Origin of the sequence: Pseudoxanthomonas suwonensis J47, assembly GCF_000513955.1 — a bacterium.
Lineage (GTDB): Bacteria > Pseudomonadota > Gammaproteobacteria > Xanthomonadales > Xanthomonadaceae > Pseudoxanthomonas > Pseudoxanthomonas suwonensis_C.
In genome coordinates this window covers 212,177-236,332 of record NZ_AZUZ01000006.1, presented here as the reverse complement: position 1 = coordinate 236,332, position 24,156 = coordinate 212,177, and the positions used below count along the sequence as shown (strand labels likewise).

Here is a 24,156-nt window from a genome sequence, read left to right as displayed (position 1 = left end):
GTCAGCCGTCCTCGCGCCTGATCCACTCCAGCCGGGTCGAGGCGCCGGCTTCGCCCAGGGTGTCCTGCAGCACCGGCAGCACCGGGGCCAGCGCCTCGTCCAGCTTCCACGGCGGGTTGAGCACGGCCATGCCGCTGCCGTTGAGGCGCAACGGCGAGTCGTCCGGGCGCACGAGCAGTTCGGCCAGCAGCACCGAGCGCGCCCCGGGCAGCTTTGCCAGGTTGCGGAAGAACGGCTGCAGGCTGCGGCGGCGCTTGATCGGGTACCAGATCGCGCAGATCGCCTGCGGCCAGCGCTGCAGGGCCTCGCCGACCGCCTCGACCACGCGCGGGTACTCGGCCTCCTGGGCCTCGTAGGGCGGATCGACCAGGACCAGGCCGCGGGCGAAGCGCACCCCGTCCACGCGCGGCGGCAGCAGGGCGCGCACCGCGGCGTAGCCGTCGCGGGCGTGCACGGCCACGCGCGTGTCGCCGGCGAACAGCGCCTTCAGCGCGGCCGCTTCCTCCGCCTGCAGTTCGCAGGCGGCCAGGCGGTCCTGCGCGCGCATGGCACGGGCAGTGAACAGCGGCGAGCCGGGATAGGCGACCAGGCTGTCGACCGGGTTGTCGGCGGCCACGGCCTGGAGGTAGCGCTCCAGCGCCGGCGGCAGGCCCTTGCGCCCGGCCAGCTGCAGGATGCCGGTGGTGGCCTCGCTGGTGCGGTGGGTCTCGTCGCCCTGCAGCAGGTAGCGGCCGCGGCCGGCGTGGGTATCGAGGACGAAGAACGGGGAGTCCTTGCGCAGCAGGGCGTCGAGCACGGCCAGCAGGACGACGTGCTTGAGCACGTCGGCGTGGTTGCCGGCATGGAAGGCGTGGCGGTAGTTCATGCGCGCCAGTGTAAGGCGCAGGGCGGGGCGGACACAGGCGCGCCGCCGCCAGCGCGGCCGACGGGTTCAGCCGAGCAGGGCGCTGGCGGTCTCGACGAAGCGCTCCAGGGCGTCGCGCGAACCGGGGCTGCGGCGCAGTTGTTCCACCGCCGCGCCCAGCCGGCTGGCGCCGACCAGGCCGCAGCCGGCCTGCAGGCGGTGCAGGCGCGCGCGCACCGCGGCACTGTCGCCGCGGTCCATGGCCTCCACCACCTCGCGGCGCGCCTCAGGCAGCTCGGCCAGGAACAGTTCGCGCAGCGCCTTGACGTTGGCCGGGTCGCCGTTGAGGGCGCGCGCGGCGGCGTCGTTGTCCCAGTCGGGCAGGTCCATGCCCTCGGCCAGTGCGTCGCGCACGGCGGTGACCAGTTCGCGCGCAGCCAGCGGCTTGACCAGCACCTCGCGGAAGCCGGCCTGCAGGGCCTGGCTGCGCACGCTGCGGTCGGCGTCGGCGGTATGCGCCAGCGCCGGCGGCGATTGCGGCCACTGCTGCTGCAGCTGGTCCAGCAGCTCGTTGCCGGAGCCGTCGGGGAGGGTGAGGTCGATCAGCCACAGGTCGTGGCGGAGGGCGCGGGCGCGGTCCAGCGCGGCGGCGCGGGTGGCGGCCACTTCGATGGTGGCGGGAAGCGCTTCCAGCACCGCGGTGAAATAAGCCTGGCTGATCGCGTCGTCCTCGACCAGCAGGATGCGGGGAAGCGGGTCACGCGATTCCATGCGGGCTGACTCCCTGTCGGCTGCGGCCATGTTAGCGCTCGCCCCGCGGGGGGCAATCCCCGGCAAGTCATGGCTGCGGAGCGGCAAGTCATGGCTGCGGAGGATGTCATCTGGGACAATGGCCGGCCTTGTTGCTTCCCCAGCCGTCTCCGTGGCCCGACTCGATCGCACCCCCTTCCGCGTTGAAATCCTTGATCTGAGCCACGATGGCCGCGGCGTCGCCCGCCGCGAGGACGGCAAGGCCGTGTTCGTCGCCGGCGCGCTGCCGGGCGAGGTCGTGATGGCCGAGCAGACCGCGCGCAGCCGCAGCTTCGACGAGGCGCGCACGCTGGAGGTGCTGCAGGCCTCGCCGGACCGGGTGCAGCCGCGCTGCCCGCATTTCGGCACCTGCGGCGGCTGCGTGCTGCAGCACCTGGACGAGACGAAGCAGATCGTGGCCAAGCAGCGGGTGCTGCTGGAGAACCTCGAGCGGATCGGCAAGGTCAGGCCGGAGCGGGTGCTGGAGCCGCTGACCGCGGAAAGCTGGGGCTACCGCCGCAAGGGCCGGTTCTCGGTGCGCCGGGTCAACAAGAAGGACAAGACCCTGGTCGGCTTCCGCGAGCAGGATCCGCGCTTCGTCGCCGACCTGTCGGTCTGCTACACGACGATCCCGGAGATCGGGCTGAAGGTGCAGGCGCTGGCGGCGCTGGTGGACAGCCTGCAGGCGCGCGATTCGATCCCGCAGATCGAGTTCATCGCCGGCGACGGGGCCATCGCGCTGACCGTGCGCCACCTGGTGCCGCTGGTGGAGTCCGACAAGGCGGGCCTGGCGGCGTTCGGGCGCGAGCACGGTTTCGCGATCTTCCTGCAGCCGAAGGGCATCGACAGCGTGCATCCGCTGGAAGGCGATGCGCCGCAGCTGGCGTTCCGGCTGCCGCAGTGGGACGTGGAGCTGGCTTTCCAGCCGCTGGACTTCATCCAGGTGAACGCGCGGCTCAACGAGAAGATGATCGCGCGGGCGCTGGAGCTGCTGGACGCGCAGCCGGGCGAGCGGGTGCTCGACCTGTTCTGCGGGCTGGGCAATTTCACCCTGCCGCTGGCGCGCGGGGTGGCTGAGGTGGTGGGCGTGGAAGGCGATGCGGGGCTGGTGGCGCGGGCGCGTGCGAACGCGCAGTGCAACGGGCTGGCCAACGCGGAATTCTTCGCCGCCGACCTGACCCAGGACCAGCGCGGCACGCCGTGGATGCGCCGCGGCTTCGACAAGCTGCTGCTCGACCCGCCGCGCTCGGGCGCCGACGAGGTGCTCAAGCAGCTGCCGCTGCAGGGCATCGACCGCATCGTCTACGTGAGCTGCCACCCCGGTTCGCTGGCGCGCGACGCCGGCTTCCTGGTCCACGAGCGCGGCTACCGGCTGGTGGAGGCCGGGGTGATGGACATGTTCCCGCACACGGCGCACGTGGAGAGCATCGCGCTGTTCGAGCGGCACCGGGATTGAGCAAGGGCGCTGGCGAGGCTTGATGCGTCGCCACCCGCCAGCCACCTCACCGCATCACCCCGCGATCTGCCGGGTGGCATGGGCATGCCACGATCTCCGGTGGCGGGCGGATATTCCCGGATGCAGCCTGCGGCCTTGTCCGGGCAGCGACGCGGTAGAGCGGGGCTTGCCCCGCTGCTTTCCATGCGTCGTGGGTCCGTGCGTCGCGGGGAATCAGGCGGGGGAGTCGGGCGAGCCCGACTCTACGGGGGGCGTGTGCCTTGCGGCCGCGGGCGTCGGGCAGGCCGCTGTAGAGCGGGGCTTGCCCCGCCGCTTTCCCTGCGTCGCGGGGAATCGCGCGTGGGGAATCGCGCGTGGGAGTCGGGCAAGCCCGACTCTACCGGGACGTCTGCCTTGCTGCCGCGGGCGTCGGGCACGCCCGCGGTAGAGCGGGGCTTGCCCCGCTGCTTTCGATGCGTCGCGGGGAATCACGCGTGGGAGTCGGGCGAGCCCGACTCTACGGGGAGGCGGGTGCCTTCGGCCGCGGGCGTCGGGCAGGCCCGACTCTACCGGGACGTCTGCCTTGCTGCCGCGGGCGTCGGGCAGGCCGCTGTAGAGCGGGGCTTGCCCCGCTGCTTTCCATGCGTCGCGGGGAATCACGCGTGGGAGTCGGGCGAGCCCGACTCTACGGGGTGCGCGTGCCTTGTTGCCGCGGGCAGGCGAGGCGTTACAGCGGGCGCTTGCCCGGATCGCCGGCGACTTCGCGGACCAGCTTCGGCACGAGGTAGCCGGACAGCCGCCCCGCCAGCTGGCGATGCAGTTCGCGCGCGCGTTCGTCTTCGACCTCGAAATGGGCCACGCCCTGCACGCGGTCGAGCTGGTGCAGGTAATAGGGCATGACGCCGGCGGCGTAGCCGCGTTCGCACAGGTCGGCCAGCGCCTCGACGCTGTCGTTCACGCCGCGCAGGAGCACGGCCTGGTTGAGCAGCTGGGCGCCGGCGCGGCGCAGGCGGCCGACGGAGGCGTCCACGGAGGCGTCGAACTCTTTGGCGTGGTTGGCGTGGATCACGAAGGCCACCGGCCAGGGCAGGGCGGACAGCCACTCGACGAAGGCATCGTCGACGCGCTCGGGCAGGACCACCGGCAGGCGGCTGTGGATGCGCAGGCGCCTGATGTGCGGGATCGCGGCCAGGCGGGCGGTCAGCTCGGCCAGCTTGGGCGTGGCCAGCGACAGCGGGTCGCCGCCGGACAGGATGACCTCGTCGATTCCCGTGTCGGCGGCGATCGCGGCCACCGCGCCGGCCCAGCCGTCACGTGCGGCGGTTTCGTCGGCGTAGGGGAAATGGCGGCGGAAGCAGTAGCGGCAGTTGATCGCGCAGCTGCCGGTGGCCACCAGCAGGGCGCGGCCGCGGTACTTCTGGATTACGCCGTCGGCCTTCTTCGCCGCGGCGTCGCCGACCGCGTCCAGGCTGAAGCCGGGCACGATCCGCGCCTCGTCGGGCACCGGCAGGACCTGGCGCAGCAGCGGGTCGTGCAGGTCGCCGGGGCGCATGCGGGCGATGAAGCCGCGCGGCACCCGCAGCGGGAACTGCGCCGCGGCGGCGTCGGAAATGCCGGCGGCGGCCTCGTCCAGGCCCAGCAGGCGCAGCAGTTCCCGCGGGTCGCGCACGCCCTCGCGCCATAGCCGCTGCCAGCGCGGCGTGGCGGCGGCAGGGTCGTGGGCGGGCGCCGGAGCGGGGGCCGGCTGCAGGGGCAGGGGGGCTGCAGGTATCATGTGGGGCCTGAGAAGACGCGCCCGCCGGGTTCCGGCGGGCTCCCCACATTCTAACTGCCCCGGCCGCCGTCTTCCGCGGCGGTCCCTGCCATACCCAAGGAGTTCCCATGGCCTCTTACGGCATGAACGACGTCAAGAACGGGATGAAGATCCTGGTCAACAACGAGCCCGCGATCATCACCGATACCGAGTACGTCAAGCCGGGCAAGGGCCAGGCCTTCACCCGGGTGAAGTACCGCCAGATCCGCACCGGCCGCGTGCAGGAAATCACCATGAAGTCGACCGACTCGGTCGAGGCCGCCGACGTCGTCGATACCGACATGCAGTACCTGTACAGCGACGGCGAGTACTGGCACTTCATGCAGAAGGAGACCTTCGAGCAGGTCCAGGCCGACAAGGCCGGCGTCGGCGACGCCGCCAAGTGGCTCAAGGGCGAGGAGGACTGCGTGGTCACGCTGTGGAACGGCAACCCGATCCAGGTCACCCCGCCGAACTTCGTCGAGCTCCGCATCGTCGAGACCGACCCCGGCGTGAAGGGCGACACCGCCGGCACCGGCGGCAAGCCGGCCACCCTGGAGACCGGCGCCGTGGTCCGCGTGCCGCTGTTCGTCGCCCAGGACGAAGTCATCCGCGTCGACACCCGCTCGGGCGAGTACGTCTCGCGCGTGAAGTAAGCCGATGACCCAAGCCGGCCTGTACGAGAACAGCCAGCCGCAGGCCTGCGACCTGCTCATCGAAGCCGGCTGGGTGGTTCCGGTCGAACCGCACGGCGTGGTCCTGGAGGACCACGCCGTCGCCGTTTCCGGCGGCCGCATCGTCGCGCTGCTGCCGGTGGCGGAGGCGCGCGCGCGCTTTGCCGCCGCCGAAGTGGTGCGGCGCCCGGACGCGGTGCTGATCCCGGGCCTGGTCAACGCCCATACCCACAACCCGATGACCCTGCTGCGCGGCATCGCCGACGACCTGCCGCTGATGACCTGGCTGCAGCAGCACATCTGGCCGGTGGAAGCGGCGGTGATCGGCCCGGACTTCGTCGCCGACGGCATGCGCCTGGCGATCGCCGAGATGCTCCGCGGCGGCACCACCTGCGCCAACGAGAATTACTTCTTCCCGGACGTGCAGGCGGCGGTCTACAAGAAGCATGGCTTCCGCGCGCTGGTCGGCCTGCCGGTGATCAACTTCCCGACGGCCTGGGCGCGCAGCGACGACGAGTACTTCGACAAGGCCGGCGAGGTGCACGACCAGTGGCGCGACGATCCGCTGGTCGCCACCGCGTTCGCCCCGCACGCACCGTACACGGTCAGCGACGCGAACTTCGAGCGCGTGCGCATGCTCTCGGACCAGCTGGACATGCAGGTCCACCTGCACACCCACGAGACCGCGCAGGAAATCGCCGATTCGCTGAAGGAATTCGGCCAGCGCCCGCTGGCCCGGCTGGACCGGCTGGGCCTGGTCAACGACCGCCTGATCGCGGTGCACATGACCCAGCTGACGGAAGGCGAGATCCACCTGTGCGCCGCGCGTGGCGTGCACGTGGCGCACTGCCCCGAGTCCAACCTGAAGCTGGCCTCCGGTTTCTGCCCGGCCTGCGCCCTGCAGCGCGCCGGCGTGAACCTGGCCATCGGCACCGACGGCTGCGCCAGCAACAACGACCTGGACATGTTCGGCGAGCTGCGCACCGCCGCGCTGCTGGCCAAGGCCGTGGCCAACGACGCCACCGCGCTCGACGCGGCCACCACGCTGCGTGCGGCTACCCTGGGCGGCGCGCGCGCGCTGGGCTTCGGCGACCGCATCGGCTCGATCGAGCCGGGCAAGGACGCCGACCTGGTATGCGTGGACCTGTCCGAACTGGAGACCCAGCCGCTGCACCACGTGCTGTCGCAGCTGGTCTACGCCTGCGGGCGCCAGCAGGTCAGCGACGTGTGGATCGCCGGCCAGCGCAAGCTCGACCAGCGCGAGCTGGTCGACATCGACACCGCGGCGCTGATCGCCAACGCCCGCCAGTGGCGCGCGCGCATCGCCGCACTGGGCCGTTGAGGCCACAGGAGTTCCCATGAGCGAACAGATCCACGCCGGCGCTACGGCGCCGCACAACTACCACCAGGCCGAGCTGGACAAGTTCGCCGCCCTGGCCAACCGCTGGTGGGACCCGGACGGTCCGCAGAAGGCCTTGCACGTGCTCAATCCGGTGCGGCTGGACTACGTGAGGCAGCGCGTGGCGCTGGCCGGGCTGCCGGTACTGGACGTCGGTTGCGGCGGCGGCCTGCTGAGCGAGGCGCTGGCCCGCGCCGGCGCGCAGGTCACGGCGATCGACCTGGCCCCGGAGCTGGTCAAGGTCGCGCGCCTGCACGGCCTGGAATCGGGCGTGCAGGTCGACTACCAGGTCAAGGCGATCGAGGAACTGGCCGGGGAGCGGCCGGGCAGCTTCGGCGCGATCACCTGCATGGAAATGCTCGAGCACGTGCCGGATCCGGCGTCGATCATCGCCGCCTGCGCGAAGCTGCTGCGTCCGGGCGGGCGCCTGTTCCTGTCCACGCTCAACCGCACCCCGGCCGCGTTCGCGCTGGCCATCGTCGGCGCCGAGTACGTGGCGCGGCTGCTGCCCAAGGGCACGCACCGCTATGCGGACTTCATCAAGCCGTCCGAGCTGGCCGCGTGGCTGCGCGCCGCCGACCTGCAGCTGGAGGACGTGAGCGGCCTGTTCTACGACCCGCTGCGCCAGCGTGCCAGCCTCTCGCGCCGCACCGAAGTGAACTACCTGGCCTGCGCGGTCAAGGCCGGCGCCTGAGCATGGATGGCATGAGCGACGCCCGCGCCGGATTCCCGGCGGTGGCCCTGTTCGACCTGGACGGGACCCTGCTGGACAGCGCGCCGGACATGCTGGCCACCGCCAACCGCATGCTCGCCGCGCGCGGCCGCGCGCCGATCGCCCTGGCCGCGCTGCGCCAGCACGTGTCCAAGGGCGCGCGGGCGATGATCGCCGCCAGCTTCCCCGACCTGGACGCGGGCGAGCGCGAAGCCATGGTCCCCGAGTTCCTCGCCGTCTACCGCGAGGAGCTGGGCCGGCACAGCGTGCTGTTCGAAGGCATCGACGCGATGCTGCAGGCGCTGGAGTCCTCCGGTTCGCGCTGGGGCATCGTCACCAACAAGCCCGAATACCTGGCCCGCGACGTGGTCGCCGGGCTGGGCTGGCAGCAGCGCTGCGCGGTGCTGGTCGGCGGCGACACCTGTCCGGAGAAGAAGCCACACCCGATGCCGTTGCTGGAAGCGGCGCGGCAGCTGGGCGTGGCGCCGGAGCAGTGCGTCTATGTCGGCGACGACGAGCGCGACGTCGCCGCGGCCCGTGCGGCGGGCATGCCGTCGGTGGCGGTGACCTGGGGTTACCGCCTCGACCACGAGGATCCGTGGAGCTGGCGCGCCGACGTGCTGGCCGAACAGCCGGCCGAGCTGCTGCAGCCGCAGGCCTGGCCGCGCGGTCGCGGTTGAGGTCGGCATGTCGCAGGCTTACGACAGCTTCATCGACAAGTGGCGCACCCGCTGGCCGGAATGGGCGGTGGCCGAGGTCTTCGTGCCGCCGGCGCAGCGCCAGCGCACGCTGGCCTGGTTCGCGCTGCTGCAGGAATTCGACGACATCCTCAACATCGGCGGCGACCCGCTGCCGGCCGACGCCAAGCTCGGCTGGTGGGCCACCGAACTGCGCGACTGGTCGGCGCAGCGCTCGCGCCACCCGCTGGGGCGGGTGCTGGAACCGGTGCGCGCGCCCTGGGCCGAACTGGCCGAGGCGCTGCCGGAACTGACCGCCGCGCGGGCGCGCCCGCAGGACAGCGAGGCGGCGTTCGCGGCGCTGGCCGGGTTCGGCGCGGCCGTGGCCGCGGTCGAGGTGGCGGTGCTGGAAGGGCAGGCGGCTACGCCACGGCAGGTGGTCGCCCAGGTCCTGGCCCAGCGCCTGGCCGAAGCGGGGCTGGAAGCGGTGCCGCTGGCGCTGCAGTCCGCCTCGGGTCCGGCGGCCGCCAGCGAACAGGCCCAGCGTGCCTGGGCCAACGAGCTGATGCGCGCCTGGCCGGCACGTGCGGCGGGCCCGCGTCCGCGCCGGGTCTGGGCCAGCCTGGCCCGGCAGCGCCTGGCGCCGGTCGCCGCCGGGCGCGTCCCGCAACCGGGCCGGCAGCCGCTGCGCGTGCTCTGGCACGCCTGGCGGGCCGCGGCCGGGGACTGACCCCGGTCGGGCCATCTGCGGGATGTGCTGTTGCGGCTGAACGGCACGCGACAGTCCGTTGCAGCCATCCGGCCGGCAGTGCCGACCCCAGCGGCTACAATGGCGCCCATCCGGACCTGCCTGGTCCCACGCCACCTTCCCCCTCCCGGCAGCCCCTCCGACGCTTCCGCCAGGAAGCCGGGCCGCCCGCTCCCCCAGATCGCCGCCATGTCCGTTCCCGCTGCCGTTTCCGCTTCCCTGCCCGACGTCGCCCTCCAGGCGCCGGCGCTCGCGCGCCCGCTGGACTGGGTGGGCATGGACGGCATCGCCGTGCCGATCCGGGTCGCCGACGGGCAGGGCGGGCAGGTCCAGGTCGCGGCCCAGGCCGACATCTCGGTGAACCTGGCCCGCGAGGGCGAGCGTGGCATCCACATGTCGCGGCTGTACCTGCGCCTGCAGCAGGAGCTGGCCCGCCACGAGATCACCCCGGGCGGGCTGCGCCGCTTCCTCCAGGAAAGCATCGAGTCGCAGTCCGGCCTCGCCACCCGCGCGCGCCTGCGCCTGCGCTACGAGGCGTTGCTGCTGCGCGGCGCGCTGCGCAGCGACAACGCCGGCTGGAAGAGCTATCCGGTGGAGATCGAGGCGATCCTGGCGGACGGCCACCTGAAGCTGGTGCTCGGCTTCCGCCTGGAATACTCCAGCACCTGCCCGTGCTCGGCGGCGCTGTCGCGCCAGGCCAACGCGGCGCGGCTGCTGGCCGATTTCGACGGCGTGCCGACGCTGACGGTCGACGAGGTCGCCGCGTGGCTGGCCTCGGACCGCGGCATGGCCGCCACGCCGCACGCGCAGCGCAGCGAGGCGCGGGTGCGCGTGGAGCTGCGCCCGCAGTTCGACGAGCTGCCGCTGGTGGCGCTGATCGACGCGCTGGAAACCTCGCTGGGCACGCCGGTGCAGACCGCGGTCAAGCGCGAGGACGAGCAGGCCTTCGCCGAGCTCAACGCCGCCAACCTGATGTTCTGCGAGGACGCGGCCCGCCGCGTGGCCTCGGTGCTGTCCTCCGACCCGCGCGTGGAGCGCTACGAGGCCACCGTCTCGCACTTCGAAAGCCTGCACCCGCACGACGCCGTCGCCACCGTCACCGGCGCCGGCCCGGCGGCCTGACCGTCAGGGCGCGAGCCGCGCCGATCCTGCAATCGTTCGCACAACGGGCCGGCTTCTGCCGGCCCGTTGTCTCTGGCGCGTCGCCACGCGCCAGCTGCCTCACCGCATCCACAGTTCACTGCTTGAAAGCATTGGCGTGGCCGGCTTCGGAAGGAGCCGCGGCAGCGCGGGGGGCGCCGGGAATGAACGAGGGCGCCGGCGACGTCTGGCGCGTCGCCACGCGCCAGNCGACTCACCGCTTGCACTGCGCTCGCGAACGCGGCACATCCATGTGCCGCTTGCGCCATACCCCCGCGCCACCGCGTCTTTCGGCGCTTTCGGGTCGTGGCTTCGTCTTTGCACCCCTCTCCCTCCGGGAGAGGGGCAGGGGTGAGGGTCGGACGGCCAGCGGCGCAGGAGCACCGACCCTCTCCCCAACCCCTCTCCCGGTGGAGAGGGTCTTGAAGGCGCGGGCATCCATTCGTCGTGGTAGGCAGGATAAGCGAAGCGCATCCGGGCTTGGAGTGCGACAGGCGTCGGGTCGAAGTGGCCGGCAGGTCATCCCCGGATGCGGCCTGCGGCCTTATCCGGGCTACGTGATTACCTTCTCGCAATGCACATCGGAGCCGCGCCCCGATGTCATGACGGCCGCGATGTGGAGGAACGCGCCGCCGCGCGCGAACGATCGCCTTACCTGCGCTCCAGCACCAGCAGCGGGTCGATGCGGGTGTCGAACCAGCTCATCCCCCAGTGCAGGTGCGGCCCGGTCGCGCGGCCGGTGGCGCCGACGGCGCCTATCACCTGGCCCTGTTCGACGCGGTCGCCGGCCTTCACGTCGATCCGCGACAGGTGCAGGAAGTTGGAGCTGATCCCGAAGCCGTGGTCCAGCAGCACGGTGCCGCCGGTGAGGTAGAGGTCGGGAGCGGCGAAGGTGACCACGCCGGCGGCCGGGGCCTTGACCGGGGTGCCGGTGGGCGCGGCGATGTCCATGCCCGAGTGCGGCGAACCGGGCTTGCCGTTGTAGACGCGCTGGTTGCCGAAGCGGCCGCTGATCCGGCCCTCGACCGGCCAGACGAACGGGCGGGCGAAGTCGGTGCGGTCGTCGTCGCGTTCGCGCGCGGCGCTGACCAGGGCCTGTTCGCGGCGGATCCGCTCCGCGATCTCGGGCGGCGGATCGACCGTCTTCGGCGGCACCCCGTTTACGCGCTGCACCGGCCAGTCGCGCGCGGTCACCGCGATCCGCGCATCGACCAGCTCCCCGTCCGGGCGCGCCACGGTCACCTGCACCGGCTCGGCCTGGTCGCGACCGACGCCGAACACCACCGTGCCGTAGCCGCTGGTGCGCAGGGTGCGGCCGGCGTACTCGACCCGGCTGCCCGGCGGCACCTTGCCGATCACCATCGCGCCCTGCTGCACGCTGGACGGGAATACGACGCGGTCTTCGTCGGCAGCGGCGGCTGGGGCAGCGACCCCCGCCGCCAGCAACGCCGCCAGCGCCAACCGCCGAGCCGTGAACCTGGCCAGCGAGCGGCCCGCGACCGACAGCATGCGCCGCGCGGCGCCGCCGGCACCACGCATCAGCGCGAGAACTCCAGGCGCTGCCCGGCAGGCGCGCCGACCAGTTCGCGGCCGTTCCACACCTGTTGGCCGTTGACCCAGGTCGAGGCGATGCGCGAGCGGAAGGTGGTGCCCTCGAACGGCGACCAGCCGCACTTGCTCAGCACGTCCTCGCGGCGCACGGTCAGCGGCTGGTCGTCGACCAGCACCAGGTCGGCCCAGTAGCCCTCGCGCAGGAAGCCGCGTCCGGCCACGTCGAACAGCTGCGCCGGGGCGTGGCTGGCCTTCTGCACCACGCGGGTGATGTCCAGCTTGCCCTCGTGCACCAGTTCGATCGCCGCCAGCAGCGCGTACTGCACCAGCGGCAGGCCCGATGGCGCCTGCAGGTAGGGCTTCTGCTTCTCCTCGAGGGTGTGCGGGGCGTGGTCGGTGGCCAGCACGTCGATCACGTCGTCGACCAGGGCCTGCACCAGCGCGGTGCGGTCGGAGGCGTCCTTGATCGCCGGGTTGCACTTGATGAAGTTGCCCAGCCGTTCGTAGTCGGCGCGGTCGAAGCGCAGGAAGTGGATGCAGGTCTCGGCGGTGATCTTCTTGCGCACCTTGCCGTCGGCGCCGACCAGCGGCCCGCGCTCGAACAGGGCCAGCTCGTCGGCGGTGGAGATGTGCAGCACGTGCAGGCGGGTGCCGTGGCGGCGCGCCAGCTCCAGGGCCAGGCGGGTCGACTTGATGCAGGCCTCGCGCGAACGGATGTCGGGATGCATCGCCGGGGTCAGCCCCTCGGCGCCGTACTTCGCCTTGAATTCGGCGAGCGTGCGGTCGATGGTCGGGGTGTCCTCGCAGTGGGTGATGATCGGGGTGGGCGCCTCGCGGAAGATGCCGTCGAGGGTCTGCGGATCGTCGACCAGCATGTTGCCGGTGGACGCGCCCATGAACACCTTGATGCCCGGCGCGGACTTCGGGTCGAGCGAACGCACCGCCTCGAGGTTGTCGTTGCTGGCGCCCAGGTAGAAGCCGTGGTTGCCCCAGGCGCGGCCCTTCGCCGCGGCGTACTTGGCTTCCAGCGCCGCCGCGTCGAGGGTCGGCGGGTTGGTGTTGGGCATGTCCATGAAGCTGGTCAGCCCGCCGGCCACGGCCGCGGCCGATTCGGTGGCGATGTCGCCCTTGTGGGTCAGGCCCGGCTCGCGGAAGTGGACCTGGTCGTCGATCATGCCCGGCAGCAGCCAGCGGCCGCGCGCATCGACCACTTCCTCGCCGGCGCGTGCCTGCAGGCCCTGCCCGATCGCGGCGATGCGGCCATGCTCGATGCGCAGGTCGCCTTCCTGTTCGCGTCCTTCGTTGACCAGGCGGGCGTTGACGATCAGGGTGCTCATCTGTGGTTTCCTGTGCAGGAGCAGGGCGGTTCGCCGGTGCGTTCGGGGACCGGGTCGAAGCCGCCGGGATGGAGGGGATGGCAGCGCGCCAGGCGGCGCGCGGCGAGCCAGCTGCCGCGCAGTGCGCCATGGCGCTGGATCGCCTGCATCGCGTATTCGGAACAGCTGGGCACGAAGCGGCAACGCGGGCCGAGTAGCGGGCTCACGAAACGCTTGTAGCCGCGCAGTGCCAGGATGAGCAGGCGATCGATCACCTGGCCATCATACCGTCCGTATTACAAGGTTGCCCCCCCGGGTGGGGTGAGCTATAAAGGCGCGCTTTCCCGGCAACGGGAAAAACCAGAGAGGAACCTTCGTACGTGGCTGCCAAGAAACCCGTGAAGAAGTCCGCCAAGCCGGCCAAGAAGCCCGCCGCTCCCGCCAGGAAGACGGTCGTCGCCAAGAAGGCTGCGACGAAGAAGGCGGTAGCCAAGAAACCCGCCCCGGCCAAGACCGCCAAGCCCGCTGCCAGGAAGGTCGCCAAGGCCCCGGCCAACAAGGCCCCGGCCAAGGCCGCCAAGCCGGCGGCGAAGAAGGCGGCTCCCGCCAAGGCACCGGCCCGGAAGGCTGCTCCAGCCAAGAAGGCCGCTCCCGCCAAGAAGGCGGCACCGGCGAAGAAGGTTCCAGTCAAATCCGCGGCGAAGCCGGCACCGAAGCAGGTTGCCGCCAAGCCGTCCCCAGCCAAACAGGCCCCCATCAAGCAGACGCCAGCCAAACCGGCCCCCGCAGGAAAAGCTTCCCCGAAGCCCGCTCCCGCCAAGCCGGCGCCGACGCCCGCTCCAGCAGCAAGCAAGCCCCCCGTGCCCCAGAAATCCCCCGTGAAGTCCAGCAACACCACGACCGCCCCGCCGCCGAAGGGCAAGGTCGCCGTCGCCGTCGTTACCAGGAAGCCCGACGCGCCGGCGCCGCGTGCTCCCACCCGCGTGGTCGAATACCAGATCGACGAGGCCACCGGCCGTCCGCTGCTGCCCAAGGGCTACCGTCCCTCGCCGGACGAGGAGTACATGAACCCGCTGCAGCAGGAGTACTTCCGCCAGCGGCTGCTGCAGTGGCGCGCGGACCTGGTCGAGGAATCGAAGCAGACCATCGAGAACCTCAAGGACGAAGTGCGCGACATCGGCGACGAGGCCGAGCGTGCCACCCGCGAGACCGAGAACTCGCTGGAACTGCGCACCCGCGACCGCTACCGCAAGCTGATCGGCAAGATCGACAGCACGCTCAAGCGCCTGGAAGCCGGCGACTACGGCTACTGCGTCGACACCGGCGAGGAAATCGGCCTGGAGCGCCTGGAGGCGCGCCTGACCGCCGAGCGCACCATCGACGCGCAGGAACGCTGGGAGCACATGCAGAAGCAGCAGGGCGAGTAAGTCCCGCCGCCAGCATGACGACGAAGCCCGCCTCACGGCGGGCTTTGTTTTTTCCGAAGTCCGTCTCCCGGTGGGAGAGGGGAGGTCGGGTCACAGCTCCCGCAGGTCCAGCCGCCTCAGCTTCGGCGCCTTGACCGCGGTGGTGGCGACCACGCCGAGGGTCACGCAGCCGCCCAGCACCACCGCCGGCACCAGGCCGAGCAGCCGCGCCATCGAGCCGGCGTAGAACGCGCCCAGCTCGTTGGACGAGCCGATGAAGATGCCGTTGATCGAGGCCACCCGGCCGCGCATGCCGTCGGGGGTGACCAGCTGCATGATCGTGCTGCGCAGGACCACCGACACGCCGTCGCACACGCCCGACAGCAGCAGGAAGAACGCCGACAGCCAGAAGTGCCGGGACAGGCCGAAACCGATGATGCACAGGCCGAAACCGGCCACCGCCCACAACAGCAGGCGTCCGGCATGTCGGCCCGGCGGGCGCCGTGCCAGCACGAAGCCGACCACCACCGCGCCCAGCGCCGGTGCGCCGCGCAGGATGCCCAGGCCCTCCGGGCCGTAGTGCAGGATCTCGGCGATGAACGCCGGGGCCAGCGAGATCGCCCCGCCGAACAGCACCGCGAACAGGTCCAGCGCCTGCGCGGCGAGCATGACCTGGGTGTTGAACACGAAGTGGAGGCCTTCGCGGATGCTGCGGAACACCGGTGCACGCGGCCCGTCGCTGCGCGGCTCCTCGACGCGCAGCGCCAGCAGGACCGCGCCGGCGGCGATCGCCAGCGCGGCGGCGGTGGCGTAGGCGGCGGTCTTGCCGGCCCAGCCGACCAGCACGCCGCCCAGCGCCGGACCGCAGACCATCGCGGCCTGGAAGGCGATGCTGCCGAGGCTGGCGCCGCGCGCGAACTGTTCGCGGCGCAGCACCTGGGCGAACAGCGCGGTGTAGACCGGGGTCAGGAACGAACGCACCAGGCCGGTCAGCACGATCGCGCCGTAGATCGGCCAGGTCTGGCCGGGGGCGAGATGCCCGGACGCCACCAGCACCAGCAGCAGCGCAGTGGTGGCCAGGCCGGTGCAGGCCAGCGCGCCGAGGCGGCGCTTCGGCAGGTGGTCGACCAGGTAGCCGGCGAACAGCGCCATGCCGATGTACGGCAGCACTTCGGCCAGGCCGACCAGGCCCAGGGCGAAGGGATTGCGGGTCAGTTCGTAGACGTGCCAGCCGACGGTGACCGCGACGACCTGGTAGGACAGGATCGCGCACAGCCGGTAACCGAGCAGGACCCGGTAGCCGGGTTCGCGCAGCGGCGAAGGGACCGCGTTGGGCGCGGCGCCGGCTTCCACCTCAGGCCTGGGCCTGCGCGGTGTCGCGGATGAAGGCCAGCAGCGAGGCCAGGCCGTTGCTGCGGGTCGGCGACAGGTGCCTGGCCAGGCCGATGTCGGCGATGTAGGACGGATCGGTGGCGAGGATCTCCTCGGCCGAACGCCCCGAATACACGCGCAGGGCCAGGAAGATCAGCCCGGAGACGATCGCCGAGTCGCTGGTGGCGTGGAAGTCCAGGCGCTGGCGGTTGCCTTGCGGCACGATCCAGACCATCGACTGGCAGCCGTGCAGGCGGTGCTCCTCGGTCTTCCACTCCTCGGGGAAGGGCGGCAGCTTGCGGCCGAGGTCGATCAGGTACTGGTAGCGCTCGGACCAGTCGCCGAAGAAGGCGAACTCCTCGCGGATCGCGGCCTGGGCCTCGGCGGCGGTGGGTTCGAGGGGGAAGGGGGTATCGGTCACGGGGTTCTCGAGTTGGTTGGCGGCCATCCCTGGCGCGGACGGGCGGTTCCGCACTGCCGGGCCCGGCTTTCCTGCACAGGTATGGGGAAGCGGGGCCTGGGTCAGGCGCGCTTCCACCTCACGCCCTGCGGCGTGTCCTCCAGCAGGATGCCTTCGCCGGCGAGCTGGTCGCGGATCGCGTCGGCGCGGGCGAAATCGCGCGCCTTCTTGGCCGCGGCGCGCTCGTCGACCAGGGCCTGGATGCGGGCGTCGTCGTCGTTGGAGGCGCCGCGGTTGAACCAGGCTTCCGGCGCCTGCTGCAGCAGGCCCAGGGCCAGGCCGGCGCCGAGCAGTCCGGCCTTCAGCCGCGCCTGCTCCGCAGGATCGGTGGCCTTGCGCGCCTCGCCGGCGATGCGCGCGACTTCGGCCAGCGCCAGCGGGGTGTTGAGGTCGTCGTCCAGCGCGTCCTCCACCGCCTGCGGGATCGCCGGCGCGGCGTCGATCGCGGCCAGGTCGCGCAGGGTCCCGTACAGCCGGTCCAGGGTGCGCACGGACTGCTCGATCAGCGCGTCGGTCCAGTCCAGCGGCTGCCGGTAGTGGGCCGAGAGCAGGGCGTAGCGCAGCGCCTCCGGCGGATGCCTGCGGACCAGGTCGTGGACCTTCTCGATGTTGCCCAGCGACTTGCTCATCTTGGCGCCGCCGAGGTTGAGCATGCCGTTGTGCAGCCAGTAGCGGGCGAAGGTGGCACCGCCGTGGGCGCATTCGCTCTGCGCGATCTCGTTCTCGTGGTGCGGGAACTGCAGGTCGATGCCGCCGGCGTGGATGTCGATGGTCCGGCCCAGGTGGGCGCCAGCCATCGCCGAGCATTCGATGTGCCAGCCCGGGCGGCCGCGGCCCCACGGCGAATCCCAGCCCGGCAGTTCCGGGGTGGACGGCTTCCACAGCACGAAATCGCCCGGGTCGCGCTTGTACGGGGCGACCTCGACGCGGGCGCCGGCCAGCATCTCCTCGGTATCGCGTCGGGAGAGCTTGCCGTAGCCGGGGAAGCTGCCCACCGAGAACAGCACGTGGCCCTCGGCCGCGTAGGCGTGGCCGCTGTCGACCAGGCCCTGGATCATCCCGATCATCTGCGGGATGTGGCCGGTGGCGGTGGGCTCGATGTCCGGGGCGAAGTCGCCTTCCACGCCCAGCGCGGCCATGTCCTCGCGGTAGGCGGCGGCGAAGCGGTCGGTGATCGCCGAGATCGGCACGCCCTGCTCGATGGCGGCGGTGTTGATCTTGTCGTCCACGTCGGTGATGTTGCGGGCGTACTTCAGCGCGCCATGGCGGCGCCGCAGCAGCGCGGCCAGCACGCCGAACACCACCGGCCCGCGGGCGTTGCCTATGTGCACGTAGTTGTAGACCGTGGGCCCGCAGACGTACATGGTCGGGGCGGCGGGATCGAGCGGCTGGAACGGCTCGACCTGGCGCGAGAGGCTGTTGTACAGGCGCAGGGACATCGGCACGGGGCGGCGGGGACGGAAGCTTCGAATTCTAGCGTGCCGCAGTGCGGCATCGGCCGGCCGGGTGCGTGCAGGCGCGGCCGGGGCGTCGCCGGGCCGGCCCGCCGGAGGGGAGCGGTTCAGCGGGCTGCAAGCCGCCCCGCCTAAACTGACGCCTCCGTACTGACGTCACCGGACCCGATGCGCCGTCTGCTGGAACTGTCATTGCTGGGCATGGCCTGCTGCTCGCTACAGGCGATGGCCGCCCAGGAGCCAGCCCAGCCGCCCCCCGAGCGCATCCGCGTCTCGCCGGTGGAGAACGTCAAGGTCGATTACGCCCACGTGCTGCGCGTCGAGCCGGTCTACCAGACCCTGCGCGCGACCCGCACCGAGGAGCAGTGCGACCCGGTGCCGGCCCCGGTGGAGCGCCCGGCCCAGCGCGAGGAACCCGGCGTCTTCAGCCGCATGGTCGACTCGGTCAAGGACTTCTTCTCCGGCGAACAGCGGCCCACGCCCGCGCCGGCCCCGGCGCACGCCCCGGCGACGCGGCAGAACTGCCGCCTGGTCCAGGTCGACCGCCAGTTCCAGCGCCCCATCGCCTACGACGTCGACTACGTCTACAAGGGCACCAAGTACCGTTCCCGCCTCGCCGAGGACCCGGGCAACCGCCTGCGGGTGCGGGTTTCGGTGACTCCGTGGGAAGAAGAGCCGGCCCTGCCGGCCGCGCCGACGCCCTGATGCCGCTTGCGCCCGCCGCGGGTGCGTGAGAACATCGCGTGCTCATGAACACCGACCTGCAGCCGCACGCCGCCAGCGCCGCCCGGATGGCCTCCGGGATGACCTCGCGTGCGCGCCGACCGGAATCCCACACTTCCGCTGGGTGACCGGAGCGTCGTGCTGTCCGTGCGAAAACCCAGCCCCAGGCTGGGTTTTTTCGTTTCCGGCCCCCGCGGAAAGTTTCAACCGCAAGAAAACACCCCGGCACCGCCGGACCGCCACCACCGCAAGGAACGATCGATGTCGCTCAAGCACTTCCTCAACACCCAGGACTGGAGCCGCCCGGACCTGGATGCGTTGCTGACCCAGGCGGCGCTGTTCAAGCGCAACAAGCTGGGCAGCGAGCTCAAGGGCCGCTCGATCGCGCTGGTGTTCTTCAACCCGTCCATGCGCACCCGCACCAGCTTCGAGCTGGGCGCGTTCCAGCTCGGCGGCCACGCCATCGTCCTGCAGCCGGGCAAGGACGCATGGCCGATCGAATTCGACCTGGGCACGGTGATGGACGGCGACACCGAGGAGCACATCGCCGAGGTGGCGCGGGTGCTGGCCCGCTACGTCGACCTGATCGGCGTGCGCGCCTTCCCGAAGTTCAAGGACTGGAGCTACGACCGCGAGGACCGCGTGCTCAAGGCCTTCGCGAAGTACTCCACGGTGCCGGTGATCAACATGGAGACGATCACCCACCCGTGCCAGGAGCTGGCCCACGCGCTGGCCCTGCAGGAGCACTTCGGCACCTCCGACCTGCGCGGGAAGAAGTACGTGCTGACCTGGACCTACCACCCGAAGCCGCTGAACACCGCGGTCGCCAACTCGGCCCTGACCATCGCCACCCGCCTGGGCATGGACGTGACCTTGCTGTGCCCGACGCCGGAGTACATCCTCGACGAACGCTACATCGGCTGGGCGCAGCAGAACGTCGCCGAGAGCGGCGGCTCGTTCCAGGTCAGCCACGACATCGACAGCGCCTACAGCGGCGCCGACGTGGTCTACGCCAAGAGCTGGGGCGCGCTGCCGTACTTCGGCAACTGGGAGCCGGAGAAGCCGATCCGCGACCAGTACAAGCACTTCATCGTCGACGAACGGAAGATGGCGCTGACCAACAACGGCGTCTTCAGCCACTGCCTGCCGCTGCGCCGCAACGTCAAGGCCACCGACGCGGTCATGGACTCGCCCAACTGCATCGCCATCGACGAGGCCGAGAACCGCCTGCACGTGCAGAAGGCGGTGATGGCCGCGCTTGTGCGCGGCCGGTGATCCGGGATTGGGGATTCGTGATTCGTGATTCGTGATTCGAAAGAGCAGGACCGGATCCCCCCCTCCATTGCCTACTACTGATTTCCGAGAGAGACGCCCCCATGTCACAAGCTGCTTCCACCAATCCCGAATCCCAAAGCCCGAATCCCGCGGCAGCCAGCCGCGACATCGTCCTGGCCTTCTCCGGCGGCCTGGACACCAGCTTCTGCGTGCCCTACCTGAAGGAGCAGGGCTGGAACGTGCACACCGTGTTCGCCGACACCGGCGGCGTGGACGCCGAGGAGCGCGCCTACATCGAGCAGCGCGCCGCGGAGCTGGGCGTGGCCAGCCACGTCACCGTCGATGGTGGCGGGGCGATCTGGGAAGGCTTCGTCAAGCCGTTCGTGTGGGCCGGCGAGGGCTACCAGGGCCAGTACCCGCTGCTGGTCTCCGACCGCTACCTGATCGTCGACGCCGCGCTCAGGCGCGCCGCCGACCTGGGCACCAACGCCATCGCCCACGGCTGCACCGGCATGGGCAACGACCAGGTCCGCTTCGACCTGGCGGTCAAGGCGCAGGGCGACTACCGCATCGTCGCCCCGATCCGCGAGATCCAGAAGGAACACACCCAGACCCGCGCCTACGAGCAGAAGTACCTCGAGGAGCGCGGCTTCGAGGTGCGCGCCAAGCAGAAGAACTACACCATCAACGAGAACCTGCTGGGCGTGACCATGTCCGGCGGCGAGATCGACAAGTGGGAAGCCCCGGGCGAGGGCGCCCGCGGCTGGTGCGCGCCGCGCGCGGCCTGGCCGGCCGAGCCGCTGAGCGTGACCCTGAAGTTCGTCAATGGCGAGGCCGTCGAGCTGGACGGCAAGCCGATGGAAGGCGCGAAGATCCTCGCCCGCCTCAACACCATGTTCGCCCAGTACGGCGTCGGCCGCGGCATGTACACCGGCGACACCGTGATCGGCCTGAAGGGCCGCATCGTGTTCGAGGCGCCGGGCCTGACCGCGCTGCTGGCCGCGCACCGCGCGCTGGAAGAAGCGGTGCTGAGCAAGCAGCAGAACCGCTTCAAGCCGGACGTGGCGCGCAAGTGGGTGGAGCTGGTCTACGAAGGCTTCTACCACGACCCGCTGAAGACCGACCTGGAGGCCTTCCTCAGGTCCTCGCAGGCCAAGGTCAACGGCGAGGTGGTGCTGGAGACCCGCGGCGGCCGCGTGGACGCGGTGGCGATCCGTTCGCCGCACATCCTCAACGCCAAGGGCGCCACCTACGCGCAGTCGGCCGACTGGGGCGTGGAGGAGGCCGAAGGCTTCATCAAGCTGTTCGGCATGAGCAGCACCCTGTGGGCCGAGGTCAACCACTGACGGCGGGGCACGGCCGGCGCCGGCGGGGCTGACCTGCCGGCCGCCGCCAGCGCTGCCGCCACCGTTTCCCGGAGGGTTCCGTGAGCATGGATCGCCTGCGCATCAGCACCGACCGCGACGAGCTGGACGTGGACATGATCCACCGCTTCCTCTCGGAGGAGGCGTACTGGAGCCGCGGCATCCCGCGGGGAACGGTGGAACGGGCGATCGCCGGCTCGCTGTGCTTCGGCGGTTACCTCGACGGCGAGGGCCAGGTGGCCTTCGCCCGGGTGACCACCGACGGCGCCACGTTCGGCTACCTGGCCGACGTGTTCGTCCTGCCGGCGTGGCGTGGCCGCGGCTACAGCAAGCAGCTGGTGGCCGCGGTGCTGGCCCACCCCCGGCTGCAGGGCCTGCGCCGGCTCATGCTGGCCACCTCGGACGCACACGGGCTGTACGCGCAGTTCGGCTTCCGGGCGCCGGCCCGCCCGCAGACCCTGATGGAAATCCTGCGCCCGGACATCTACCAGGCGCAGGCCTCCCACTCCTGATACCGACGCACATGACCGACCTGCTGCAATCCACCCTCGCGCACCTCGAAAAGCTGGTGTCCTTCGACACCCGCAATCCGCCGCGTGCGATCGCCGCCGAGGGCGGGATCTTCGACTACCTGCGCGCGAACCTGCCGGGCTTCGAGGTGCAGGTGGTGGACCACGGCGCCGGCGCGGTCAGCCTGTACGCGGTGCGCGGCACGCCGAAGTACCTGTTCAACGTGCACCTGGACACGGTGCCCGATTCGCCGCACTGGACCGCCGATCCGCACGTGATGCGCCGCCTCGACGACCGGGTGGTCGGCCTGGGCGTGTGCGACATCAAGGGCGCGGCCGCGGCGCTGGTGGCCGCGGCCAATGCCGGCGAGGGCGACGCGGCGTTCCTGTTCTCCTCCGACGAAGAAGCCAACGATCCGCGCTGCATCGCCGCCTTCCTCGAGCGTGGGGTGCCCTACGAGGCGGTGCTGGTGGCCGAGCCGACCATGGGCGAGGCGGTGCTGGCGCACCGCGGCATCTCCTCGGTGCTGATGCGTTTCAAGGGTCGTGCCGGGCATGCCTCCGGGCAGCAGGACGCGGCCGCCAGCGCGCTGCACCAGGCGGTGCGCTGGGGCGACCGCGCGCTGGACCACGTGCAATCGCTGGCGCACGCGCGCTTCGGCGGCCTGACCGGGCTGCGCTTCAACATCGGCCGCATCGAAGGCGGGATCAAGGCCAACATGATCGCGCCGGAGGCCGAGCTGCGCTTCGGCTTCCGCCCGCTGCCATCGATGGACGTGGACCAGCTGCTGGCGACCTTCGCCGGCTTCGCCGAACCGGCCGCCGCGCACTTCGAGGAAACCTTCCGCGGCCCGAGCCTGCCGTCCGGTCCCGCTTCCGACGAGAGCGGCGCCCGCGCCGAGGAGCGCCGCCTGGCCGCGCGCGACGTCGCCGACGCGCTGGGCCTGCCGATCGGCAACGCCGTGGACTTCTGGACCGAGGCCTCGCTGTTCTCGGCCGGCGGCTACACCGCGCTGGTTTACGGGCCCGGCGACATCGCCCAGGCGCATACCGCCGACGAGTTCGTGACCCTGGAGCAGCTGCAGGGCTACGCGTCCTCCGTCGACCGCATCATCAACGGCCCGCGCTGAAACTCCTTTCCGACCCGCCGGCGCAGGCCGGCCCCTCCGAAACCGAAACCTTCCCGTGAACGTTGCCGCCACCCCCAACCAGATCCAGACCCGCCAGACCATCGTGCGCCTGCTGTCGAGCATGGCCAGCGCCAAGGAGATCAGCCAGTACCTCAAGCGCTTCTCCCAGGTCGACGCCAAGCGCTTCGCCGTGGTCAAGGTCGGCGGCGCGGTGCTGCGCGACGAGCTGGACGACCTGACCTCCTCGCTGTCGTTCCTGCAGGAAGTGGGCCTGACCCCGATCGTGCTGCACGGCGCCGGCCCGCAGCTCGATGCGGAGCTGTCCGCCGCGGGCATCGGCAAGCAGACGGTCAACGGCCTGCGCGTGACCACCCCGGAAGCACTGGCGATCGTGCGCCGCGTGTTCCAGTCGGCCAACCTGGCGCTGGTCGAGGCGCTGCAGCGCAACGGCGCCCGGGCCACCTCGATCACCGGTGGCGTGTTCGAAGCCGACTACCTGGACCAGGCGACCTACGGCCTGGTGGGCGAGGTGAAGCGCGTCAACCTGGCGCCGATCGAGGCCAGCCTGCGCGCCGGCTCGATCCCGGTGATCACCAGCCTGGGCGAGACCGCCGGCGGGCAGATCCTCAACGTCAACGCCGACTTCGCCGCCAACGAGCTGGTCCGCGAACTGCAGCCATACAAGATCATCTTCCTCACCGGCACCGGCGGCCTGCTGGACGAACAGGGCAAGGTGATCGACTCGATCAACCTGTCCACCGAGTACGAGCACCTGATGCAGCAGCCGTGGATCCACGGCGGCATGAAGGTGAAGATCGAGCAGATCAAGGACCTGCTGGACAAGCTGCCGCTGGAGTCGTCGGTGTCGATCACCCGCCCGGCGGACCTGGCCAAGGAACTGTTCACCCACCGCGGTTCGGGCACCCTGGTGCGTCGCGGCGAGCGGGTGCTGCGCGCGACCTCGTGGGCGGAACTGGACCTGGGCCGGATGAAGGGGCTGATCGAGTCCAGCTTCGGCCGCGAGCTGGTGCCGGACTACTTCCAGCGCACCGACCTGCTGCGCGCCTACGTCAGCGAGAACTACCGCGCGGCCGTCATCCTGGTGCGCACTCCCGAGGGCGTGTACCTGGACAAGTTCGCGGTGCTGGACGAGGCGCAGGGCGAAGGCCTCGGCCGCGCGGTGTGGAACGTGATGCGCGAGGAGACGCCGGAGCTGTTCTGGCGCTCGCGCCACAACAACCAGGTCAACATCTTCTACTACGCCGAGTCCGACGGCTGCATCAAGCAGGAGAAGTGGAAGGTGTTCTGGTACGGCATCGACGGCCTGGACCGCATCGGCCGCTGCGTCGCCCACTGCGGCACCCGCCTGCCCACCCTGGTCGGCTGA

The 24,156-nt window shown here is 71.2% G+C and carries 23 protein-coding genes; 14 read left to right on the top strand and 9 right to left on the bottom strand.

Annotated elements, in window-relative coordinates; translation table 11 throughout:
* Nucleotide 1 precedes the first annotated feature (1 nt).
* Nucleotides 2-865 (bottom strand): 23S rRNA (adenine(2030)-N(6))-methyltransferase RlmJ, encoded by an 864-nt coding sequence (locus M503_RS0102445; RefSeq protein ID WP_037060210.1) that lies wholly within the window; start codon nucleotides 863-865, stop codon nucleotides 2-4.
* 66 nt (nucleotides 866-931) lie between these two features.
* Nucleotides 932-1,615: a response regulator gene (locus M503_RS0102440; protein ID WP_028918960.1), complete on the bottom strand. Its 684-nt coding sequence runs from the start codon at nucleotides 1,613-1,615 to the stop codon at nucleotides 932-934.
* A 118-nt stretch (nucleotides 1,616-1,733) separates the two neighbouring features.
* On the opposite strand from M503_RS0102440, the gene rlmD reads away from it, so the two are divergent.
* Nucleotides 1,734-3,089, top strand: coding sequence for a 23S rRNA (uracil(1939)-C(5))-methyltransferase RlmD (gene rlmD, locus M503_RS0102435; protein ID WP_037060207.1), 1,356 nt, complete (start codon nucleotides 1,734-1,736; stop codon nucleotides 3,087-3,089).
* 706 nt (nucleotides 3,090-3,795) lie between these two features.
* Here rlmD and epmB read toward each other — a convergent pair.
* Nucleotides 3,796-4,842, bottom strand: coding sequence for an EF-P beta-lysylation protein EpmB (epmB, locus tag M503_RS0102430; protein ID WP_028918962.1), 1,047 nt, complete (start codon nucleotides 4,840-4,842; stop codon nucleotides 3,796-3,798).
* Nucleotides 4,843-4,949: 107 nt separating this feature from the next.
* On the opposite strand from epmB, the gene efp reads away from it, so the two are divergent.
* The 6 genes from efp to folE2 all read left to right on the top strand — a co-directional run bounded on the left by efp (nucleotide 4,950) and on the right by folE2 (nucleotide 10,192).
* Nucleotides 4,950-5,516: an elongation factor P gene (gene efp, locus M503_RS0102425; protein ID WP_028917368.1), complete on the top strand. Its 567-nt coding sequence runs from the start codon at nucleotides 4,950-4,952 to the stop codon at nucleotides 5,514-5,516.
* Between the two features lie 4 nt (nucleotides 5,517-5,520).
* Nucleotides 5,521-6,876, top strand: a complete 1,356-nt coding sequence (locus M503_RS0102420) for a TRZ/ATZ family hydrolase (protein WP_037060205.1) — start codon at nucleotides 5,521-5,523, stop codon at nucleotides 6,874-6,876.
* Nucleotides 6,877-6,892: 16 nt separating this feature from the next.
* Nucleotides 6,893-7,627, top strand: coding sequence for a bifunctional 2-polyprenyl-6-hydroxyphenol methylase/3-demethylubiquinol 3-O-methyltransferase UbiG (gene ubiG / locus M503_RS0102415; RefSeq protein WP_051414135.1), 735 nt, complete (start codon nucleotides 6,893-6,895; stop codon nucleotides 7,625-7,627).
* 11 nt (nucleotides 7,628-7,638) lie between these two features.
* Nucleotides 7,639-8,325, top strand: a complete 687-nt coding sequence (locus M503_RS0102410) for a phosphoglycolate phosphatase (RefSeq protein WP_028918965.1) — start codon at nucleotides 7,639-7,641, stop codon at nucleotides 8,323-8,325.
* 7 nt (nucleotides 8,326-8,332) lie between these two features.
* A complete protein-coding gene (locus M503_RS0102405; protein WP_028918966.1) occupies nucleotides 8,333-9,052 on the top strand; it encodes a squalene/phytoene synthase family protein in 720 nt (239 codons plus the stop codon).
* A 207-nt stretch (nucleotides 9,053-9,259) separates the two neighbouring features.
* Nucleotides 9,260-10,192: a GTP cyclohydrolase FolE2 gene (gene folE2, locus M503_RS0102400; protein ID WP_028918967.1), complete on the top strand. Its 933-nt coding sequence runs from the start codon at nucleotides 9,260-9,262 to the stop codon at nucleotides 10,190-10,192.
* Between the two features lie 669 nt (nucleotides 10,193-10,861).
* Here the strand turns inward: folE2 and M503_RS0102395 are convergent.
* Genes M503_RS0102395 through yidD form a run of 3 tightly spaced genes read right to left on the bottom strand, consistent with a single transcriptional unit; the run spans nucleotide 10,862 to nucleotide 13,352 of the window.
* A complete protein-coding gene (locus M503_RS0102395) occupies nucleotides 10,862-11,719 on the bottom strand; it encodes a M23 family metallopeptidase (protein ID WP_197017171.1) in 858 nt (285 codons plus the stop codon).
* 29 nt (nucleotides 11,720-11,748) lie between these two features.
* Nucleotides 11,749-13,098 carry a dihydroorotase gene (locus M503_RS0102390; protein ID WP_037060203.1) on the bottom strand — a complete coding sequence of 450 codons (1,350 nt, stop codon included), beginning with the start codon at nucleotides 13,096-13,098 and terminating at the stop codon, nucleotides 11,749-11,751.
* Nucleotides 13,095-13,352, bottom strand: a complete 258-nt coding sequence (gene yidD, locus M503_RS0102385; protein WP_028917360.1) for a membrane protein insertion efficiency factor YidD — start codon at nucleotides 13,350-13,352, stop codon at nucleotides 13,095-13,097. Before yidD ends, M503_RS0102390 begins: the two co-directional genes overlap by 4 nt.
* Before the next feature lie 105 nt (nucleotides 13,353-13,457).
* Here yidD and dksA point away from each other — a divergent pair, with 105 nt between their 5' ends.
* Complete coding sequence (gene dksA, locus M503_RS16980; RefSeq protein ID WP_028918970.1) at nucleotides 13,458-14,504, top strand: RNA polymerase-binding protein DksA; 1,047 nt, start codon at nucleotides 13,458-13,460, stop codon at nucleotides 14,502-14,504.
* 90 nt (nucleotides 14,505-14,594) lie between these two features.
* Here dksA and M503_RS15500 read toward each other — a convergent pair whose 3' ends face one another.
* The 3 genes from M503_RS15500 to cysS form a co-directional block, all read right to left on the bottom strand.
* Complete coding sequence (locus M503_RS15500; protein ID WP_155951945.1) at nucleotides 14,595-15,836, bottom strand: MFS transporter; 1,242 nt, start codon at nucleotides 15,834-15,836, stop codon at nucleotides 14,595-14,597.
* Between the two features lies 1 nt (nucleotide 15,837).
* Nucleotides 15,838-16,275 (bottom strand): SufE family protein, encoded by a 438-nt coding sequence (locus tag M503_RS0102370; RefSeq protein WP_024869507.1) that lies wholly within the window; start codon nucleotides 16,273-16,275, stop codon nucleotides 15,838-15,840.
* A 101-nt stretch (nucleotides 16,276-16,376) separates the two neighbouring features.
* Nucleotides 16,377-17,753, bottom strand: a complete 1,377-nt coding sequence (cysS, locus tag M503_RS0102365) for a cysteine--tRNA ligase (RefSeq protein ID WP_028918971.1) — start codon at nucleotides 17,751-17,753, stop codon at nucleotides 16,377-16,379.
* 183 nt (nucleotides 17,754-17,936) lie between these two features.
* Between cysS and M503_RS15495 the strand changes: the two genes are divergently transcribed.
* From M503_RS15495 to M503_RS0102335, 6 genes are all read left to right on the top strand, one after another.
* Nucleotides 17,937-18,473: a hypothetical protein gene (locus M503_RS15495; protein WP_037060199.1), complete on the top strand. Its 537-nt coding sequence runs from the start codon at nucleotides 17,937-17,939 to the stop codon at nucleotides 18,471-18,473.
* Nucleotides 18,474-18,752: 279 nt separating this feature from the next.
* Nucleotides 18,753-19,766 (top strand): N-acetylornithine carbamoyltransferase, encoded by a 1,014-nt coding sequence (locus M503_RS0102355; RefSeq protein WP_028918972.1) that lies wholly within the window; start codon nucleotides 18,753-18,755, stop codon nucleotides 19,764-19,766.
* A 101-nt stretch (nucleotides 19,767-19,867) separates the two neighbouring features.
* Entirely contained in the window at nucleotides 19,868-21,112 is a 1,245-nt protein-coding gene (locus M503_RS0102350) for an argininosuccinate synthase (RefSeq protein WP_028918973.1), read from the top strand.
* 86 nt (nucleotides 21,113-21,198) lie between these two features.
* On the top strand, nucleotides 21,199-21,642 hold the full coding sequence (locus M503_RS0102345; protein WP_028918974.1) for a GNAT family N-acetyltransferase: 444 nt from the start codon (nucleotides 21,199-21,201) through the stop codon (nucleotides 21,640-21,642).
* A gap of 11 nt (nucleotides 21,643-21,653) precedes the next feature.
* Nucleotides 21,654-22,769 (top strand): acetylornithine deacetylase, encoded by a 1,116-nt coding sequence (locus M503_RS0102340; protein ID WP_028918975.1) that lies wholly within the window; start codon nucleotides 21,654-21,656, stop codon nucleotides 22,767-22,769.
* A 121-nt stretch (nucleotides 22,770-22,890) separates the two neighbouring features.
* A complete protein-coding gene (locus tag M503_RS0102335; protein ID WP_428992211.1) occupies nucleotides 22,891-24,156 on the top strand; it encodes an acetylglutamate kinase in 1,266 nt (421 codons plus the stop codon).

Bases quoted from the DNA above. Each gene is read 5' to 3' on its own strand.
- M503_RS0102445 (WP_037060210.1), bottom strand. From the start codon at position 865: ATGAACTACCGCCACGCCTTCCATGCCGGCAACCACGCCGACGTGCTC.
- M503_RS0102440 (WP_028918960.1), bottom strand. From the start codon at position 1,615: ATGGAATCGCGTGACCCGCTTCCCCGCATCCTGCTGGTCGAGGACGAC.
- rlmD (WP_037060207.1), top strand. From the start codon at position 1,734: ATGGCCGGCCTTGTTGCTTCCCCAGCCGTCTCCGTGGCCCGACTCGAT.
- epmB (WP_028918962.1), bottom strand. From the start codon at position 4,842: ATGATACCTGCAGCCCCCCTGCCCCTGCAGCCGGCCCCCGCTCCGGCG.
- efp (WP_028917368.1), top strand. From the start codon at position 4,950: ATGGCCTCTTACGGCATGAACGACGTCAAGAACGGGATGAAGATCCTG.
- M503_RS0102420 (WP_037060205.1), top strand. From the start codon at position 5,521: ATGACCCAAGCCGGCCTGTACGAGAACAGCCAGCCGCAGGCCTGCGAC.
- ubiG (WP_051414135.1), top strand. From the start codon at position 6,893: ATGAGCGAACAGATCCACGCCGGCGCTACGGCGCCGCACAACTACCAC.
- M503_RS0102410 (WP_028918965.1), top strand. From the start codon at position 7,639: ATGAGCGACGCCCGCGCCGGATTCCCGGCGGTGGCCCTGTTCGACCTG.
- M503_RS0102405 (WP_028918966.1), top strand. From the start codon at position 8,333: ATGTCGCAGGCTTACGACAGCTTCATCGACAAGTGGCGCACCCGCTGG.
- folE2 (WP_028918967.1), top strand. From the start codon at position 9,260: ATGTCCGTTCCCGCTGCCGTTTCCGCTTCCCTGCCCGACGTCGCCCTC.
- M503_RS0102395 (WP_197017171.1), bottom strand. From the start codon at position 11,719: ATGCTGTCGGTCGCGGGCCGCTCGCTGGCCAGGTTCACGGCTCGGCGG.
- M503_RS0102390 (WP_037060203.1), bottom strand. From the start codon at position 13,098: ATGAGCACCCTGATCGTCAACGCCCGCCTGGTCAACGAAGGACGCGAA.
- cysS (WP_028918971.1), bottom strand. From the start codon at position 17,753: ATGTCCCTGCGCCTGTACAACAGCCTCTCGCGCCAGGTCGAGCCGTTC.
- M503_RS15495 (WP_037060199.1), top strand. From the start codon at position 17,937: ATGCGCCGTCTGCTGGAACTGTCATTGCTGGGCATGGCCTGCTGCTCG.
- M503_RS0102355 (WP_028918972.1), top strand. From the start codon at position 18,753: ATGTCGCTCAAGCACTTCCTCAACACCCAGGACTGGAGCCGCCCGGAC.
- M503_RS0102350 (WP_028918973.1), top strand. From the start codon at position 19,868: ATGTCACAAGCTGCTTCCACCAATCCCGAATCCCAAAGCCCGAATCCC.
- M503_RS0102345 (WP_028918974.1), top strand. From the start codon at position 21,199: ATGGATCGCCTGCGCATCAGCACCGACCGCGACGAGCTGGACGTGGAC.
- M503_RS0102340 (WP_028918975.1), top strand. From the start codon at position 21,654: ATGACCGACCTGCTGCAATCCACCCTCGCGCACCTCGAAAAGCTGGTG.
- M503_RS0102335 (WP_428992211.1), top strand. From the start codon at position 22,891: ATGGCCAGCGCCAAGGAGATCAGCCAGTACCTCAAGCGCTTCTCCCAG.